This window comes from Streptomyces sp. NPDC000151 (assembly GCF_040301705.1).
Classification (GTDB): Bacteria; Actinomycetota; Actinomycetes; order Streptomycetales; family Streptomycetaceae; genus Streptomyces.
In genome coordinates this window covers 1-14,687 of the sequence record NZ_JBEPFC010000077.1, presented here as the reverse complement: position 1 = coordinate 14,687, position 14,687 = coordinate 1, and the positions used below count along the sequence as shown (strand labels likewise).

The following is a 14,687-nucleotide window of genomic DNA, read 5'->3' as shown; positions in this document are numbered from 1 at the left end:
TGGAAGGAGTACCGCAGTGACCGACCCCACCGGACCGCCCGCCACGGACTACCCCGCGCCGCCCTGGAAGGCGCGCGGCGTGCTGTGGATGTCCGTGCTCACCGCGCGCGAGGCGCCGGAGCTGCCCGCCGACCTCACTCCCGTCGGCGGCCGCCGCACGCTCCTCGTGGTGCTCGCGCGCTTCACGGAGGGCTCGCTGCGGTACGACGAATTCGCGGTCGGCTCCCCGGCCCGCCGGGGCCGCCGCGTGGGCATGTTCTGCCATCGGATCTGGGTGGACTCGGAGGCGTCGCTGCGCGGCGGGCGGAGGCTGTGGGGCATCCCCAAGGAGCTCGCGCGCTTCTCGTGGGACGCGGAGAGCGTCCGCATCCGCGACGACGACGGGCCGGTCGCGGCCCTGCGCCTGGGCCCGCACGGCAGGGCGCGCGTCCCGGTCCTCCGCGCCCCCAGCAGCGGGTTCGGCCGGATCGGCGGCGAGCGGACGTTCCTGTGCGGGCAGGTCTCGGGGCGCCTCGGCCGGGGCCGGCTCGGCGTCCTGGACTGGCACCCGCCCCTGCCGGACCTCGCGTCCCCGGCACCCCGCTGTACGTTCTCCGTCTCCTCCGCGCGCTTCGTCTTCCCGGCGGGGACCCGCCTGGGACCGGCCGGCTCCCCCGCCCCCGGCCGAACCGGCGCCTGAAGGGCAGCACTCCCTCCCTCCGGCGAGCCGGTTACGGTGGTGTCGCACATCAGCGGGGGCAACTCCCCCGTTGCCGCATAAGCTCGTGACCGGGCGGTACCGGGGCCAGGGCGCCCCGGGCGGGCCGGTACGCCGGAAAGAAAGTTGTGAGCAGGGTGTTGAGGCAGGCCAGCGGGCCTACGAGGAGTGCGGGGTAAGCGGACGATGCACATCGTCATCATGGGCTGCGGGCGGGTCGGATCCGCGCTCGCACAGACCCTGGAGAGCCAGGGCCACACGATCGCCGTGGTCGACCAGGACCCCACCGCCTTCCGGCGGCTGGGCTCCGGCTTCGGGGGCCGCCGGGTGACCGGCGTCGGCTTCGACCAGGACACCCTGCGCGAGGCCGGGATCGAGGAGGCCGGCGCGTTCGCGGCGGTCAGCAGCGGCGACAACTCCAACATCATCGCCGCCCGGGTGGCCCGCGAGATGTTCGGCGTCGAGAACGTCGCGGCCCGCATCTACGACCCGCGCCGCGCCGAGGTCTACCAGCGCCTGGGCATCCCGACCGTGGCCACCGTCCGCTGGACGGCGGACCAGATGCTGCGCCGGCTGCTCCCCTCGGGCGCCGAGCCGCTGTGGCGGGATCCCAGCGGCGGCGTGCAGCTCGCCGAGGTGCACACCGACGCGTCCTGGGTCGGCCACAAGGTCAGCCGGCTCCAGGAGGAGACCGGCGTACGGGTGGCCTTCCTCACCCGGCTGGGTGAGGCGATACTGCCGACCTCGCAGACCGTCCTGCAGGAAGGCGATCTGGTGCACGTGATGATGCGCACCGACGATGTGGAGAAGGTCGAGGCGGCGTTCGCCGAAGGGCCCGAGGAGGCAGGCGCATGAGGGTCGCGATCGCGGGCGCGGGAGCGGTGGGCCGCTCCATCGCGGGCGAGCTCCTGGAAAACGGCCATGAGGTCCTGCTCATCGACAAGGCGCCTACGGCGATCTCCGTGGAGCGGGTGCCGCAGGCGGAGTGGCTGCTGGCCGACGCCTGCGAGATCACCTCGCTGGACGAGGCCGCGCTGCAGCGGTGCAACGTCGTCATCGCGGCGACCGGCGACGACAAGGTCAACCTCGTCGTCTCGCTGCTGGCCAAGACGGAGTACGGCGTGCCGCGCGTGGTGGCCCGCGTCAACAACCCCAAGAACGAGTGGCTCTTCAACGAGGCGTGGGGCGTCGACGTGGCGGTCTCCACGCCGCGCCTGATGTCCGCGCTGGTGGAGGAGGCGGTGAGCGTCGGCGATCTCGTACGGCTGCTGCGCTTCAGCCACGGCGACGCCAACCTCGTCGAGCTGACGCTGCCCCCGGAGGCGGCGCTGGCGGGTACCCAGGTGGGCGACGTGGAGTGGCCCGAGGACACCTCGCTGGTGACGATCATCCGCGGGACCCGGGTGCTCACGCCCAACAAGGAGGACGCGCTGGAGGCCGGTGACGAGCTGCTGTTCGTCGCGGCGCAGGCGCGGGAGGAGCAGCTGGAGGACCTGCTGTCGGTGCGGAAGCCGGAGTAGGGGTTTTACCGACGTACGCAAGGCCCGGGACCGCTGCGGTCCCGGGCCTTGTCGCGCGGCCTGCGGCCTGCTCGTCCTCAAACGCCGGACGGGCTGGATTTGCCGGCCTCGGCCTCGGCCTTTTCCTTCGCTTCCATTTCGGCGATCACGTCGATCGGGGCCGGGGCCTTCGCCAGAAAGATCCAGGTGAGGTAGACGCAGAGCAGGAACGGCGGGATGCCGAGCGCGACCTTGACCCAGCCGAGCTGGGTGGCGTCGCCCCACCAGTACAGCGGGAAGAGGATCGCGGACTTGGCGAGCAGGATGGCGCCCCAGGCGTAGGTGGACTTGGTGTACGCCTTGAAGCGGCCGGGGTTGCGGGTGCGCCAGGAGAGGTTCTCGCGCAGGATCGGGCCGAGCAGGACGCCGATGAGCGGGTACTTGAAGAGCGCGGAGAGCACGTACACGACCGCGAGGCCCAGTGTGTAGAGCATCCCCGGCAGGTAGAAGTTCTTGGCGTCGCCGGACATCATCGCGAAGACGGCGCCGAAGGCCACGCCGAAGACGCCGCTGAAGGCGTGCTTGAGGGTTTCCCTCCGGGCGAGCCGGGCCAGCGCCAGCAGGACGGTCAGGCCCAGGGCGACGATCGCGGCGATGTGGATGTCCCGCTTGATCGTGTAGATCAGCACGAAGACCAGTCCGGGGACCGTCGTGTCCACCATGCCCCAGAAGCCGCCGAACGCCTCCAGAATGGCCTTCTCGGCGGCCGCCTTTCCGTGCCCGGCGGCGGGCGCTTCCTCGTTGCTCGTGGTCGTCTTCTCGAACGACGTCACCGGCTACTCCTGTCCGAGCGGTCGGAGTTCGTACTTCGGATTGAACAGCACCCGGCGTCCGTGGCTCATCGAGATCCGGCCGGAGGCGATGAGCTTACGGCCCGGCTCGATACCGGTGATGGCGCGCCGGCCGAGCCAGACCACGTCCAGCGCCGCCGAGCCGTCGAACAGCTCGGCCTCCAGCGCCGGCACCCCGGCCCGGGGACGCAGCGTGACGTGCCGCAGCGTACCCGTGACCTTCACGATCTGACGGTCGTCGCAGTCGCAGATCCGCGTACAGCCCGCGTTCTGCGCGTCCTGCTGCAGCTCGGCCGACTGCAGCTCCTCCTCGGAGGAGGACAGCCTGTCGAGCATCCGGCGGAAGCGTCCGGCCGGCTTCTCGGAACGGGTCCCAGCACTCATAGAGCCAGCGTACCGGCCGCCTCGCGCCGGGATCACGGGTCCGAGGGCCCGAACACGGCCCGCTGCGGCCGGCCGACGCTGCGTGCGGATCACTGTTCGAAGCGGTAGCCCATGCCCGGCTCGGTGACGAAGTGCCGGGGGTGGGACGGATCGGCCTCCAGTTTGCGGCGCAGCTGGGCCATGTAGACCCGCAGATAGTTGGATTCCGTGCCGTACGACGGGCCCCAGACCTCCTGGAGCAGCTGTTTCTGGCTGACCAGCCGGCCCGTGTTGCGCACGAGCACCTCCAGGAGGTGCCACTCGGTGGGGGTGAGGCGGACGTCGCGCCCGCCGCGGTTGACCTTCTTGGCGGCCAGGTCGACGGTGAAGCCGTCGGTCTCGACCAGGACGGCTGCGTCGGCGGGCCCGGTGGGCTCGGCGCGGCGCACGGCGGCGCGCAGCCGGGCCAGCAGCTCGTCCATGCCGAACGGCTTGGTGACGTAGTCGTCGGCGCCCGCGTCCAGCGCCTCGACCTTCTCGTCGGAGGTCTGCCGGGCGGAGAGCACGAGGATCGGTACGCGGGTCCAGCCGCGCAGGCCCCTGATCACGTCCACGCCGTCCATGTCGGGCAGGCCGAGGTCCAGGACGACGACGTCGGGGTGGCGGGCGGCGGCGAGCCGGAGCGCGGTGGCGCCGTCGGGCGCGGCGTCCACCTCGTACTTGCGCGCCTTGAGGTTGATCACGAGGGCGCGGACGATCTGCGGCTCGTCGTCGACCACGAGCACCCGGTTCATCGGGCCTGCCTTTCCCGCGGACGGCACGGGGCCGCCGCAGTCGGTGTACGGGGAGCGGGCGCGCTCATGTCGTCGCCCGGGCGGGGAGGGCGGGGCTGACCGGCGGGTGGCCGGCCGCGGCGCGCAGGGTCAGGACCATGGTCAGACCGCCTCCTGGGGTGTCCTCGGCGGCGAGGGTGCCGCCCATGGCTTCGGCGAAGCCGCGGGAGACCGCGAGGCCGAGGCCGACGCCGGCGCCGCGCGGGGCGTCGCCGTAGCGCTGGAACGGCTCGAAGATGCGGTCCTTGGCGGCGTCGGGGACGCCGGGGCCGCGGTCCACGACGCGTACCTCCACGCGCTCGCCGAGCGCGCTGGCGGCGACCGTGACGGGCGCACCGTCCGGGCTGTACTTCACGGCGTTCTCGACGAGGTTGGCGACGCACCGCTCCAGCAGGCCGGGGTCGACGGCCACGATGGGCAGCTCTTCGGGTATGTCCAGGCAGACGCTGCCCTCGGGGACGCCGCCGAGCGCCATCGGCACGACCTCGTCCAGGTCGGTGTCGCGGATCAGCGGGGTGACCGTGCCGGTCTGCAGCCGGGACATGTCCAGGAGGTTGCCGACCAGGTGGTCCAGCCGGTCGGCGCCGTCCTCGATGCCGGCCAGCAGCTCGGCCTCGTCCTCCTCGGACCAGGCCACGTCGTCGGAGCGGAGCGAGGTGACGGCGGCCTTGATGCCGGCGAGGGGGGTGCGCAGGTCGTGGCTGACGGCGGCGAGCAGGGCGGTACGGATGCGGTTGCCCTCGGCCAGCTCGCGGGCCCGCTCGGCCTCGCCGACCAGCCGCTGGCGGTCCAGTACGACGGCGGCCTGGGCGGCGAAGGCGGCGAGCACGCGGCGGTCCTCGGCGGGCAGCTTGCGGCCGGTGAGCGCGAGGGCCATGTGGTCGCTGACGGGCATGTCCACGTCCGCGTCCTCGGGGCGGCGCGGGGCCGTGGCCTCGCCGACGCTGCCCGCGCAGGTCCACGGCTCGACGTCGCTCTCGCGTTCGAGGAGGGCGACGGCATCCATGGCGAAGGTCTCGCGCACGCGTTCGAGCAGCGCGTTGAGTGTGGTCTCCCCGCGCAGCACGCTGCCGGCCAGGAACGACAGGATCTCCGCCTCGGCGCGCAGCCGGGCGGCCTGGTGCGTACGGCGGGCCGCCAGGTCCACCACGGAGGCGACGGCCACCCCGACCGCGAAGAAGATCGCGATGGCGACGATGTTCTGGGGGTCGGCGATGGTGATGCTGTGGGTGGGCGGCGTGAAGTAGAAGTTCAGCAGGACCGAGCCGACGGCCGCCGAGGCGAGCGCCGCCAGCAGCCCGCCGAGCAGCGCGGCCGCCACGGTCAGGAACAGGAAGAGCAGCACGTCGTTGGCGAGCCCCGGGCCGCTCTCCATGTTGTACAGCAGCAGCGTGAGCAGTACGGGGCCGAGCACGCCGGTGAGCCAGCCGGCCAGCACGCGGGAGCGGCTGAGCCGGGCGCCGCGCGCGACCGGCAGGCCGCGCCCCTTGGCGACCTCGTCGTGGGTGACGATGTGGACGTCCAGGTCGGGCCCCGAGTCGCGGGCGACGGTCGCGCCGACTCCCGGGCCGAAGACGTACTGCCAAGCCTTCCGGCGACTCGACCCCAGCACGATCTGGGTGGCGTTGACGCCGCGCGCGAACTCCAGCAGGGCGCTGGGCACGTCGTCGCCGATGACGTGGTGGAAGCTGCCGCCCAGGTCCTCGACCAGGGTCCGCTGGACGGCCAGCTCCTTGGGCGAGGCGCCGGTGAGCCCGTCGCTGCGCGCGATGTAGACGGCCAGTACCTCGCTGCCGGAGCCCTTGGCGGCCATCCGCGCTGCACGACGCAGCAGCGTCTTGCCCTCGGGGCCGCCGGTGAGGCCGACGACGATGCGCTCGCGGGCCTGCCAGGTGGAGCGGATGGAGTGCTCGGCGCGGTACTGCTGGAGGTACTCGTCCACCCGGTCGGCCACCCACAGCAGCGCCAGCTCGCGGAGGGCGGTGAGGTTGCCGGGGCGGAAGTAGTTCGACAGCGCGGCGTCGACCTTGTCGGAGGCGTAGACGTTGCCGTGCGCCATGCGGCGGCGCAGCGCCTGTGGCGACATGTCGACCAGCTCGATCTGGTCGGCGCGGCGGACCACCTCGTCGGGGACGGTCTCGCGCTGCCGTACGCCCGTTATCGACTCCACCACGTCACCGAGTGACTCCAGGTGCTGGATGTTGACGGTGGACACCACGTCGATGCCCGCTTCGAGCAGCTCTTCGACGTCCTGCCAGCGCTTGGCGTTCCGGGAGCCGGGGACGTTGGTGTGCGCCAGCTCGTCGACCAGCGCGACGGCGGGCCGGCGGGCCAGTACCGCGTCCACGTCCATCTCGGTGAACGCCGTGCCCCGATGGCTCAGCTCCCGGCGCCCCAGCTCCTCCAGGCCGTGCAGCAGTACTTCCGTACGCGGCCGGTCGTGGTGCTCCACGAACGCGACGACGACGTCCGTGCCGCGCTCCAGGCGCCGGTGCGCCTCGGAGAGCATCGAGTACGTCTTGCCGACACCCGGCGCCGCGCCGAGATAGATGCGAAGCTTGCCGCGTCCCATGGCCTCATTGTCTTACCTGCGAGCCGCTCCCCGTGGGGCCGTTCCGCTGCCGACATTAACCGAGCGGGAGCGGGTTGAACGCCGCGCAGGGGGCCTCGGGGGCCGGTCTTGACGGGACCCTGACGGGAACGCCGACGGGCCGCGCCCTGGGAACGCCGACGGGCCGCGCCCGGGAGGGCACGGCCCGTACGCATGCCGCCACCGGGGCGGCCGTCGGCTCAGCGGATCTCGGTGATCTCCGGGCCGCGCTCCAGGCGCTCCACGCCGCCGCCGAAGCGGGACTGCGAGGCGTCGTCCTGCTGGACGCCCTCGGGCACCATCTGCGCGTCGTCGGGGAGCTTGAGGACGATCGGGTCGCGGGGCGCCATCGGGCCCTCGCCGCGGACCACGACCGTGTCCCGGAAGATCTGCTCCAGCAGCCCGGCGGCCTGCGGCTGCACCGCGCCCTGGCCGGAGATCACGCCGCGCAGGAACCAGCGCGGGCCGTCCACGCCGACGAACCGCACGACCTGCACGCCGTTCGTCCCGTCCGGCAGCTGCACCGGCACCTGGGCGCGCAGCTCCCAGCCCAGCGGGCCGTCGACCGTGTCGATGACGCCGCCCTGCTGGGTGATGCCGGAGGCGATCTCCTCGCGGACCTCGCCCCAGATGCCCTCGTTCTTGGGCGCGGCGAACGCCTGCAGCTGCACGGCGCTGTCCTGCAGCACGATGGTCGCGGCGACGATCGCGTCACCGGCGACCTCCACCCGCAGCTCCATGCCCTCGACGCCCGGTACGAACAGGCCGCCCAGGTCCACCCGGCCCTCGCCCGGATTGCCCACCTCGGAGTCGTCCCAGGGGCCGTCGGGGCGCGGGGCCGGCGGGAGGCTCACGCCGTAGCCCTCGTCGTCCGCGTCGGACCGGTCCGACGACGTCGCCTCCTCGGCAGGATCGACCGCCTCGACCGCGTCGTCAGGAGCCTCGTTCTTCTTGCGACGTCCGAACACGTCACTGTCCTTCCCGGTCGGCACCGACCGATGCGTATCCATTCCCGCCCGCGCCGCCCACCGCCGCGTGACCGCCGGTGGACCCGAATCCCCCTTCGGCCCGCGCCGAGCCGGGAAGCTCCGCCACCTCCTGGAAGCGCACCTTCTCGACCTGCTGGACGACCAGTTGGGCGATCCGGTCGAACCTCTCGAAACGCACGGACTCGCGCGGATCCAGATTGACCACGATCACCTTGATCTCCCCACGGTACCCGGCATCCACCGTCCCCGGGGCATTCACGAGCGCCACACCGCAGCGGGCCGCAAGGCCCGACCGCGGGTGCACGAACGCGGCGTACCCCTCGGGCAGCGCGATGGCCACCCCCGTGGGGAGCACCGTGCGCTCCCCCGGGGCCAGTTCGGCCGCCTCGGTGGTGACGAGGTCGGCCCCGGCGTCGCCCGGGTGCCCGTATGCGGGCAGCGGAACCTCCGGATCCACCCGCCGGATCTGCACGTCCACCGGAGTCCGTCCCTGCTGTGCCTGCTGTGTCATGGGTTCACCTCGAAAGCGCGGGCGCGGCGCAGCTGGTCCGGGTCGGCCATCGCGGCCTGGATCTCCTCGGGCCGGCCGTTGTCGATGAAGTGCTCGACCTTCACCTCGATGAAGACCGCTTCGGCGCGGACCGCCACCGGGCCGTCCGGGCCGCCGATCCGGCCCTCGGCGCGGGAGTAGATCTTCCGCCGGTGCACCGCGGTGACCTCGGCGTCCAGGTGCAGGACCGTGCCGACCGGCACGGGGCGCAGGAAGTCGGTCTCCAGCCGCCCGGTCACCGCGATCGCCTGCAGCAGCCAGTTGAGCGAGCCGAGCGTCTCGTCCAGGGCCGTGGCCAGCACGCCGCCGTGAGCCAGGCCCGGCGCGCCCTGGTGGGCCTCCTTGACGGTGAACTCCGCGCTGACGCGCACGCCCTCGCCGGCCCGCGCGGCCAGGTGCAGGCCGTGCGGCTGCTCCCCGCCGCATCCGAAACATCGGTCGTAGTGCGCGCCGAGCAGCTCACCGGGCGCGGGGGCGTCGGGGTGCCGCACCGGCGCGGTGGCGTCCGCCGGCGGCGTCAGCTGGGTCGTCTGTTTCGTCTGCGGTCTGGCTCCACTCACAGGTGGAGACCCTACCCGCGCGCGCGGAGCACGCGCGCGCACGTGCCAAGCTGGACCCATGCAGTCGTACGAAGAACGTCTCACCGCCCCCCGTTCGTGGTGGGTGATCGCCGCCGCCGTCGGCATCGCCTGCGCCCTGATGCTGCTGCCGCTCGGGACGCTGCCGATGCTGGGCGGGCTGGTCGGCGGCGCGGCCCTGTCCGCGGTACTGGTGAGTTCGTACGGCTCCGCGCGCATCCGGATCGTCGCCGGGTCGCTGATCGCGGGCGACGCGAAGATCCCGGCCGCGGCGCTGGGCGAGGCGCACGTGCTGGACGCGGAGGAGGCCCGGGCCTGGCGCACGTACAAGGCCGACACCCGCGCGTTCATGCTGATGCGCAGCTACATCCCCACGGCGGTGCGGGTCGAGGTGGCCGATCCGGCGGACCCGACGCCGTACGTGTACCTGTCGACGCGGCATCCGGAGGAGCTGTCGGCGGCGCTGGCGGCGATCCGCGCCTGACGCGGCGGGTCAGGCGTCCCGGTCGGGCTTGTGGCGGCCGGGGAGGCCGGGTCTGGCGCGGCCCCGTGAGCCGCTTGCGCACGGGGGCCGGGGCCGGGTCCGGGAGCGCGTCCCAGGGGACCTGGCGGCGGCGCAGATCCTGCCGGATCTTGGCTGCCAGCCTGGCGGTGTCCCGGCGGTTCATGAACGCGCCGACCGCGGCGCCGATCATGAACGGCGTCATGCTCGGCAGGTTGCGCATCATGCGCTTCATGATCTGCTGGCGCAGCTCGCGCTTCATCTGGCCGCCGAGCGCGAGATTCAGCGAGGCGGGCTTCGCGACGTCCACGCCGCGCTCCTGCGTCCAGGACTGGACGTAGGCCAGGCCGCGGGCCCGGAGAGCGCCCTGCGGACGCACGCCGTACACCTCGTGCAGCTCGGCGATGAGCTTGATCTCGACCGAGGCGACGCCGACGACCTCGGCGGCCAGCTCGGCCGGCATCGCGGGCGGCACCGGCATCATGGCCGCCGCGCCCACTCCCGCACCGACGGTGGCGGTGCCCTTCGTCGCTCCGGCGACGAGCTTGTCCGCCAGCTGCTCGGGGGTCAGCCCGGGAAACTGTCGGCGCAGCGTGGCCAGGTCGCGGACCGGGATCCGCGGGGCGATCTCGATGATCCGGTCGGCGGTCCAGGAAAGTCCCGACCGCGCTCCGGCACCGCCTTTGCGCGCGCCGTCGCCCACTCTGGCCGCGAGCGTGGCCGCGCGGCCACGCTCCCTCAGCGCTTCGGTGTGCCGCTCCGCGGGGAGGGCGGCCTGGTCGGCGGGCACGGGCGCGGTTTCCTCGCGTGTTCGTGCGCCGGCCGCCGGACCGGTCTCGCCCTGCTTGCCTCTACGGAACGGTCTCACTGAGCTTCACCTCACGCTGTCGTCCCGGCGACCGTGGCTCGGTGCGACGCCTGCCCGGGAAGCCGTCGGCTTCCCGGCCGGGTGCGGCGCGTGCGCCACGGCCTCGGCCCGCCCTCAGGCCGCGCAGTCGCGGCAGATGGGCTGGCCGTTCTTGTCCTCCGCCGCCAGCTGGCTGCGGTGGTGGACCAGGAAGCAGCTCATGCACGTGAACTCGTCCTGCTGCTTGGGCAGGACCCGCACGGCGAGCTCTTCGTTGGACAGGTCGGCGCCGGGCAGTTCCAGGCCCTCGGCCTGCTCGAACTCGTCGACGTCGACGGCCGAGGCGGACTTGTCGTTCCGCCGCGACTTCAGCTCTTCGATGCTGTCCTCGTTGAGGTCGTCATCGGTCTTGCGTGGTGTGTCGTAATCCGTAGCCATGGTCGCTCTCCCCCTCTGGGTGTCTGCGGTGTCTCAGCGCTCGTAACGCGTGAGAGGCCGGACTTGTGCCCGACCTGAGGCGGAGATTTTGCCTCACATCAAGGTCTGTTACTCAATCGACACCCAACCGCACCCCTGATGAGGTGATCGGTTTGGATGGCGATAGGACCGTACACGGTCCTAAAGTCGCACCTCGCGCTTGCCATCCCGTGTACTTCCCGTGATCGGACCCCCGGGAAACCCGGATTTTCCCGGCCTTCCGAGGGTCTTTGCGATCACGGAGAGTAGATGGCCCGGAATTCGCGCCTGTGAGCGATCACACACGTCCGGGCCAACGAACGGACCGGTCGAATTCCGCGCAAAGCGAACTCGGGGCGAAGGATGACCGGACACCCGCCACCGCGTCAAGCCGGACCCGCGGGGTGCCCTGGCCGGAACACTCACACCGGGAGCACCACGCGCATGTCCAGGCCTCCGCCCTCACGCGGCACCGCGGTGATCGTGCCGTCGTGCGCCCGGACCACGGAGCGCACGATGGACAGGCCGAGCCCCACGCCCTTGTCGCTGCCCGTGCGCTCCGTACGCAGCCGTCTGAAGGGCTCGAAGATGTTCTCCACCTCATAGGCGGGGACCACCGGGCCCGTATTGGAGACCACCAGCACGGCCCACCCGGGCTGCGCCTCTGTGGTCACCTCCACGAACCCGCCGTCCGGGACGTTGTACCGCACGGCGTTCTGTACGAGGTTCAGCGCGATGCGCTCCAGGAGAACGCCGCTGCCCTGCACGAAGACCTGCTTGCGTACGCCGCGCAGCTCCACGCCCTTGTTCTGGGCCTCGCCGCGGGCCTGTTCGATGGCCTGCGAGGCGACCTCGGAGAGGTCGACCGGCTTCCGGTCCACGATCTTGTTCTCGCTGCGGGCGAGCAGCAGCAGGCCCTCGACGAGCTGTTCGCTGCGCTCATTGGTGGCCAGCAGGGTCTTGCCCAACTGGGCCAGCTCCGGCGACGCCTCCGGGTCGGCGAGCTGCACCTCCAGGAGCGTGCGGTTGATCGCCAGCGGCGTCCGCAGCTCGTGCGAGGCGTTCGCCACGAAGCGCCGCTGCGACTCGAACGCGCGGTCCAGCCGGTCGAGCATCTCGTCGAACGTGTCGGCGAGCTCCTTCAGCTCGTCGTCCGGGCCGCCCAGCTCGATCCGCCGGTGCAGGTCGGAGCCGGCCACCCGCTGCGCGGTCCGCGTGATGCGGCCGAGCGGCGACAGGACGCGGCCCGCCATCGCGTACCCGAAGGCGAACGCGACGATGGTCAGGCCGACCAGCGCCATCAGGGAGCGGTTCAGGAGGTTGTTCAGGGCCACCGCGCGCTGCTGCGAGATGCAGGTGTTGATGGCGGAGTTCAGCTGGTCGACGTTGTTGGTGGCCGCTTGGGGGCAGCGGTCGGTGACGATCCGGAAGTCCGAACCGATGATCTTGAACGGCAGCTGGTTGCCGTCCTGCAGCGCGTTCGCGGCCAGCATGTAGATGATCGCGAGCAGCACGATGCCGGCCATCAGGAACATGCCCCCGTACAGCAGCGTGAGCCGTATCCGGATGGTCGGGCGCAGCCAGGGGAACGGGCGGACCGGCGGTTTCGGGTCCCAGGTGGGCTTGGGCGGGGCGGGCGGCGACTGGGGGGCCGCGGGCGTCGTGGCCATGCTCGTCAGATCCGGTAACCGGAGCCCGGCACGGTCACGATCACCGCGGGCTCACCGAGCTTGCGGCGCAGCGTCATGACGGTCACCCGGACCACGTTCGTGAACGGGTCGGTGTTCTCGTCCCACGCCTTCTCCAGCAGCTGCTCGGCCGAGACGACCGTGCCCTCGCTGCGCATCAGGACCTCCAGCACCGCGAACTCCTTGGGCGCGAGCTGGACCTCCTTGCCGTCCCGGAAGACCTCACGGCGGTTCGGGTCGAGCTTGATGCCGGCCCGCTCCAGGACGGGCGGCAGGGCCACGGTCGTACGGCGGCCCAGGGCCCGTACGCGGGCCGTCAGCTCGGTGAAAGCGAACGGCTTGGGGAGATAGTCGTCGGCGCCGATCTCCAGGCCCTCGACGCGGTCGCTGACGTCGCCGGAGGCGGTCAGCATCAGTACGCGGGTGGGCATCCCCAGTTCGACGATCCTGCGGCAGACGTCGTCGCCGTGGACCAGCGGGAGGTCGCGGTCCAGCACGACGACGTCGTAGTCGTTGACCGCGATGCGCTCCAGCGCGGCCGCGCCGTCGTACACCACGTCGACCGCCATGGCCTCCCGGCGCAGCCCGGTGGCCACCGCATCGGCGAGCAGCTGCTCGTCCTCGACGACGAGTACACGCACGTCGCTAGTCCTTCCTCACGGCCCCGTCGAACAGGGCACACACAAATTTCGAGCACATCCATCCTGCCCCGAAGAGCCGTAAACCGGCTGTAAGAGCAGGTGCGGCCTCCGATGGGCGGGGACGCGGGCACCCGATCGGCAGGATTCACCGCCCGCCTGAGGTTTCCGTGAGGTTCCGCATGGGGAGGACGATTGCACACTCGCGATCACGCCCTGCACGACGCCGTACCGTGACCGGCCGGCAGCCCACAGGGACCACGCCGTGATCTCCCTCTGCCACACCCCCGTGGACGAGGGGCCCACACCCGTCGGCACACCCCCGTGCCACCGACCCACGACGAGGGGGCGCACCATGGACGCTTTCACCGCAGGCATTCTGCAGCGCATAAAGACCACCGAAGCCGACCTGGACCGGGCCCGCGAAACGGGCGACGACTTCCTCGCCGATGTCGAGCAGGCCGAGCTGGAAGACCTCCAGCGACTGGCCTCCGAGCACGGTGTGGAGGTCGGCGCGGCCAGCGTCTGATCCCATACGCCCGCGACGAAGGGCGCCCCGGCACCGAGGGGACGGTGCCGGGGCGCTTTGTCGTATCCGGAGGCGTACACGGGCTGTACGGCGGTGTGCGCGGCTCCGGGGACCTCCTGGGTCCGATCGGGCCGATCAGTCGTGCCAGGCGCCCAGATCCTCCAGGAGGGGCTGCAGCGCCTCGAAGACGGCCGGGGACCCGGCCACGGTCAGCTCCTGGGACACCGGCTCGCCGGGCCGGCCCGCGGTGCGCGCGCCGGCCTCGCGGGCGATCAGCTCGCCCGCCGCGAAGTCCCAGGGGTTCAGCCCGCGCTCGTAGTAGGCGTCCAGCCGGCCGCAGGCCACGTCGCACAGGTCGATCGCGGCCGATCCGCCCCGCCGGATGTCGCGCACCTGCGGGAGCAGCGAGCCCAGCACCGCCGCCTGCGCGGCGCGCCGCTCGGCGACGTACCCGAAGCCGGTGCCGACCAGGGCCTGGGAGAGCGGCGGCGCGGGGCGCACCCGGACCGGCGCGTTGTTCAGGAAGGCGCCGCCGCCGAGGACGGCGTGGCTGGTCTCGCCGCGCATCGGTGCCGCGACCACCCCGACGATGGTCTCGCCGTCCTTCTGGGCGGCGATGGACACGGCCCAAGAGGGCAGACCGTAGAGGTAGTTGACGGTGCCGTCGATCGGGTCGATCACCCAGCGCACCCCGCTGGAGCCCTCGGAGCTGGCGCCCTCCTCGCCGAGGAAGCCGTCCTCGGGGCGGCGCTCGGAGAGGAAGCCGGTGATCAGCTTCTCGGAGGCGATGTCCATCTCGGTGACGACGTCGATGGGGCTGGACTTCGTCGCGGCCACGCCGAGATCGGCGGGGCGGCCGTCGCGCAGCAGCTCACCGGCCCGGCGGGCGGCCTCCAGGGCCAGCGCGAGAAGTTCGTCCTTCAGTTCACCGCTGTGCAGCGGGGCGTCCTTCAGGGGATCGGACACGGTGCTCCTTGTTCGTACGGGAAGTGCTCGCGGGCCGCCGCGGGGCGGTCGCCGCGGTGCCGGGCAGCCGGGCCGCACGCCCTCGGGCAGCCCGGCACGGGCCTCTCAGGC

At 72.2% G+C, this 14,687-nt stretch carries 16 protein-coding genes and 1 pseudogene; 5 read left to right on the top strand and 12 right to left on the bottom strand.

From position 1 onward, the window contains the following. Window positions 1-16: 16 nt before the first annotated feature. The 3 genes from ABT381_RS21425 (at window position 17) to ABT381_RS21415 (ending at window position 2,217) form a co-directional block, all read left to right on the top strand. Window positions 17-679 carry an acetoacetate decarboxylase family protein gene (locus ABT381_RS21425; RefSeq protein ID WP_351596572.1) on the top strand — a complete coding sequence of 221 codons (663 nt, stop codon included), beginning with the start codon at window positions 17-19 and terminating at the stop codon, window positions 677-679. A 204-nt stretch (window positions 680-883) separates the two neighbouring features. Further along, window positions 884-1,552 (top strand): potassium channel family protein, encoded by a 669-nt coding sequence (locus tag ABT381_RS21420; RefSeq protein ID WP_351596569.1) that lies wholly within the window; start codon window positions 884-886, stop codon window positions 1,550-1,552. Beyond that, window positions 1,549-2,217 carry a potassium channel family protein gene (locus tag ABT381_RS21415; RefSeq protein WP_351596567.1) on the top strand — a complete coding sequence of 223 codons (669 nt, stop codon included), beginning with the start codon at window positions 1,549-1,551 and terminating at the stop codon, window positions 2,215-2,217. Before ABT381_RS21420 ends, ABT381_RS21415 begins: the two co-directional genes overlap by 4 nt. A gap of 77 nt (window positions 2,218-2,294) precedes the next feature. Here ABT381_RS21415 and ABT381_RS21410 read toward each other — a convergent pair whose 3' ends face one another. The 7 genes from ABT381_RS21410 to ABT381_RS21380 form a co-directional block, all read right to left on the bottom strand. Continuing rightward, window positions 2,295-3,029, bottom strand: coding sequence for a DUF3159 domain-containing protein (locus ABT381_RS21410; RefSeq protein ID WP_351596564.1), 735 nt, complete (start codon window positions 3,027-3,029; stop codon window positions 2,295-2,297). A 3-nt stretch (window positions 3,030-3,032) separates the two neighbouring features. Then, window positions 3,033-3,431, bottom strand: a complete 399-nt coding sequence (locus ABT381_RS21405; protein ID WP_110944724.1) for an OB-fold nucleic acid binding domain-containing protein — start codon at window positions 3,429-3,431, stop codon at window positions 3,033-3,035. 89 nt (window positions 3,432-3,520) lie between these two features. Beyond that, window positions 3,521-4,204 (bottom strand): response regulator, encoded by a 684-nt coding sequence (locus ABT381_RS21400; protein ID WP_351596561.1) that lies wholly within the window; start codon window positions 4,202-4,204, stop codon window positions 3,521-3,523. A 64-nt stretch (window positions 4,205-4,268) separates the two neighbouring features. After that, window positions 4,269-6,815 (bottom strand): ATP-binding protein, encoded by a 2,547-nt coding sequence (locus tag ABT381_RS21395; protein WP_351596558.1) that lies wholly within the window; start codon window positions 6,813-6,815, stop codon window positions 4,269-4,271. A 218-nt stretch (window positions 6,816-7,033) separates the two neighbouring features. Further along, window positions 7,034-7,801, bottom strand: coding sequence for a DUF3710 domain-containing protein (locus ABT381_RS21390; RefSeq protein WP_351596555.1), 768 nt, complete (start codon window positions 7,799-7,801; stop codon window positions 7,034-7,036). Window position 7,802: 1 nt separating this feature from the next. Continuing rightward, window positions 7,803-8,333 carry a dUTP diphosphatase gene (gene dut / locus ABT381_RS21385; protein ID WP_351596553.1) on the bottom strand — a complete coding sequence of 177 codons (531 nt, stop codon included), beginning with the start codon at window positions 8,331-8,333 and terminating at the stop codon, window positions 7,803-7,805. Then, a complete protein-coding gene (locus ABT381_RS21380; RefSeq protein ID WP_351596550.1) occupies window positions 8,330-8,932 on the bottom strand; it encodes a PaaI family thioesterase in 603 nt (200 codons plus the stop codon). Before ABT381_RS21380 ends, dut begins: the two co-directional genes overlap by 4 nt. Before the next feature lie 58 nt (window positions 8,933-8,990). Here ABT381_RS21380 and ABT381_RS21375 point away from each other — a divergent pair, with 58 nt between their 5' ends. Then, complete coding sequence (locus ABT381_RS21375) at window positions 8,991-9,434, top strand: DUF3093 domain-containing protein (protein WP_351596547.1); 444 nt, start codon at window positions 8,991-8,993, stop codon at window positions 9,432-9,434. Window positions 9,435-9,522: 88 nt separating this feature from the next. On the opposite strand, the pseudogene ABT381_RS21370 reads toward ABT381_RS21375, so the two are convergent. The 4 genes and pseudogenes from ABT381_RS21370 to ABT381_RS21355 all read right to left on the bottom strand — a co-directional run. After that, window positions 9,523-10,320: pseudogene (locus ABT381_RS21370) on the bottom strand (hypothetical protein); the annotation flags it as partial. A 114-nt stretch (window positions 10,321-10,434) separates the two neighbouring features. Further along, window positions 10,435-10,737 carry a DUF4193 domain-containing protein gene (locus tag ABT381_RS21365; protein WP_003982531.1) on the bottom strand — a complete coding sequence of 101 codons (303 nt, stop codon included), beginning with the start codon at window positions 10,735-10,737 and terminating at the stop codon, window positions 10,435-10,437. 440 nt (window positions 10,738-11,177) lie between these two features. After that, window positions 11,178-12,425 carry a sensor histidine kinase gene (locus ABT381_RS21360; protein WP_351596543.1) on the bottom strand — a complete coding sequence of 416 codons (1,248 nt, stop codon included), beginning with the start codon at window positions 12,423-12,425 and terminating at the stop codon, window positions 11,178-11,180. A gap of 5 nt (window positions 12,426-12,430) precedes the next feature. Continuing rightward, entirely contained in the window at window positions 12,431-13,084 is a 654-nt protein-coding gene (locus ABT381_RS21355; RefSeq protein ID WP_223735500.1) for a response regulator transcription factor, read from the bottom strand. Window positions 13,085-13,436: 352 nt separating this feature from the next. Here ABT381_RS21355 and ABT381_RS21350 point away from each other — a divergent pair, with 352 nt between their 5' ends. Next, window positions 13,437-13,610: a hypothetical protein gene (locus tag ABT381_RS21350; protein ID WP_351596539.1), complete on the top strand. Its 174-nt coding sequence runs from the start codon at window positions 13,437-13,439 to the stop codon at window positions 13,608-13,610. Between the two features lie 135 nt (window positions 13,611-13,745). On the opposite strand, the gene ABT381_RS21345 is transcribed toward ABT381_RS21350, so the two are convergent. Next, window positions 13,746-14,576: an inositol monophosphatase family protein gene (locus ABT381_RS21345; RefSeq protein ID WP_351596536.1), complete on the bottom strand. Its 831-nt coding sequence runs from the start codon at window positions 14,574-14,576 to the stop codon at window positions 13,746-13,748. Window positions 14,577-14,687 lie beyond the last annotated feature (111 nt).

Bases quoted from the DNA above. Each gene is read 5' to 3' on its own strand.
- ABT381_RS21420 (WP_351596569.1), top strand. From the start codon at position 884: ATGCACATCGTCATCATGGGCTGCGGGCGGGTCGGATCCGCGCTCGCA.
- ABT381_RS21415 (WP_351596567.1), top strand. From the start codon at position 1,549: ATGAGGGTCGCGATCGCGGGCGCGGGAGCGGTGGGCCGCTCCATCGCG.
- ABT381_RS21405 (WP_110944724.1), bottom strand. From the start codon at position 3,431: ATGAGTGCTGGGACCCGTTCCGAGAAGCCGGCCGGACGCTTCCGCCGG.
- ABT381_RS21400 (WP_351596561.1), bottom strand. From the start codon at position 4,204: ATGAACCGGGTGCTCGTGGTCGACGACGAGCCGCAGATCGTCCGCGCC.
- ABT381_RS21395 (WP_351596558.1), bottom strand. From the start codon at position 6,815: ATGGGACGCGGCAAGCTTCGCATCTATCTCGGCGCGGCGCCGGGTGTC.
- dut (WP_351596553.1), bottom strand. From the start codon at position 8,333: ATGACACAGCAGGCACAGCAGGGACGGACTCCGGTGGACGTGCAGATC.
- ABT381_RS21375 (WP_351596547.1), top strand. From the start codon at position 8,991: ATGCAGTCGTACGAAGAACGTCTCACCGCCCCCCGTTCGTGGTGGGTG.
- ABT381_RS21365 (WP_003982531.1), bottom strand. From the start codon at position 10,737: ATGGCTACGGATTACGACACACCACGCAAGACCGATGACGACCTCAAC.
- ABT381_RS21360 (WP_351596543.1), bottom strand. From the start codon at position 12,425: ATGGCCACGACGCCCGCGGCCCCCCAGTCGCCGCCCGCCCCGCCCAAG.
- ABT381_RS21350 (WP_351596539.1), top strand. From the start codon at position 13,437: ATGGACGCTTTCACCGCAGGCATTCTGCAGCGCATAAAGACCACCGAA.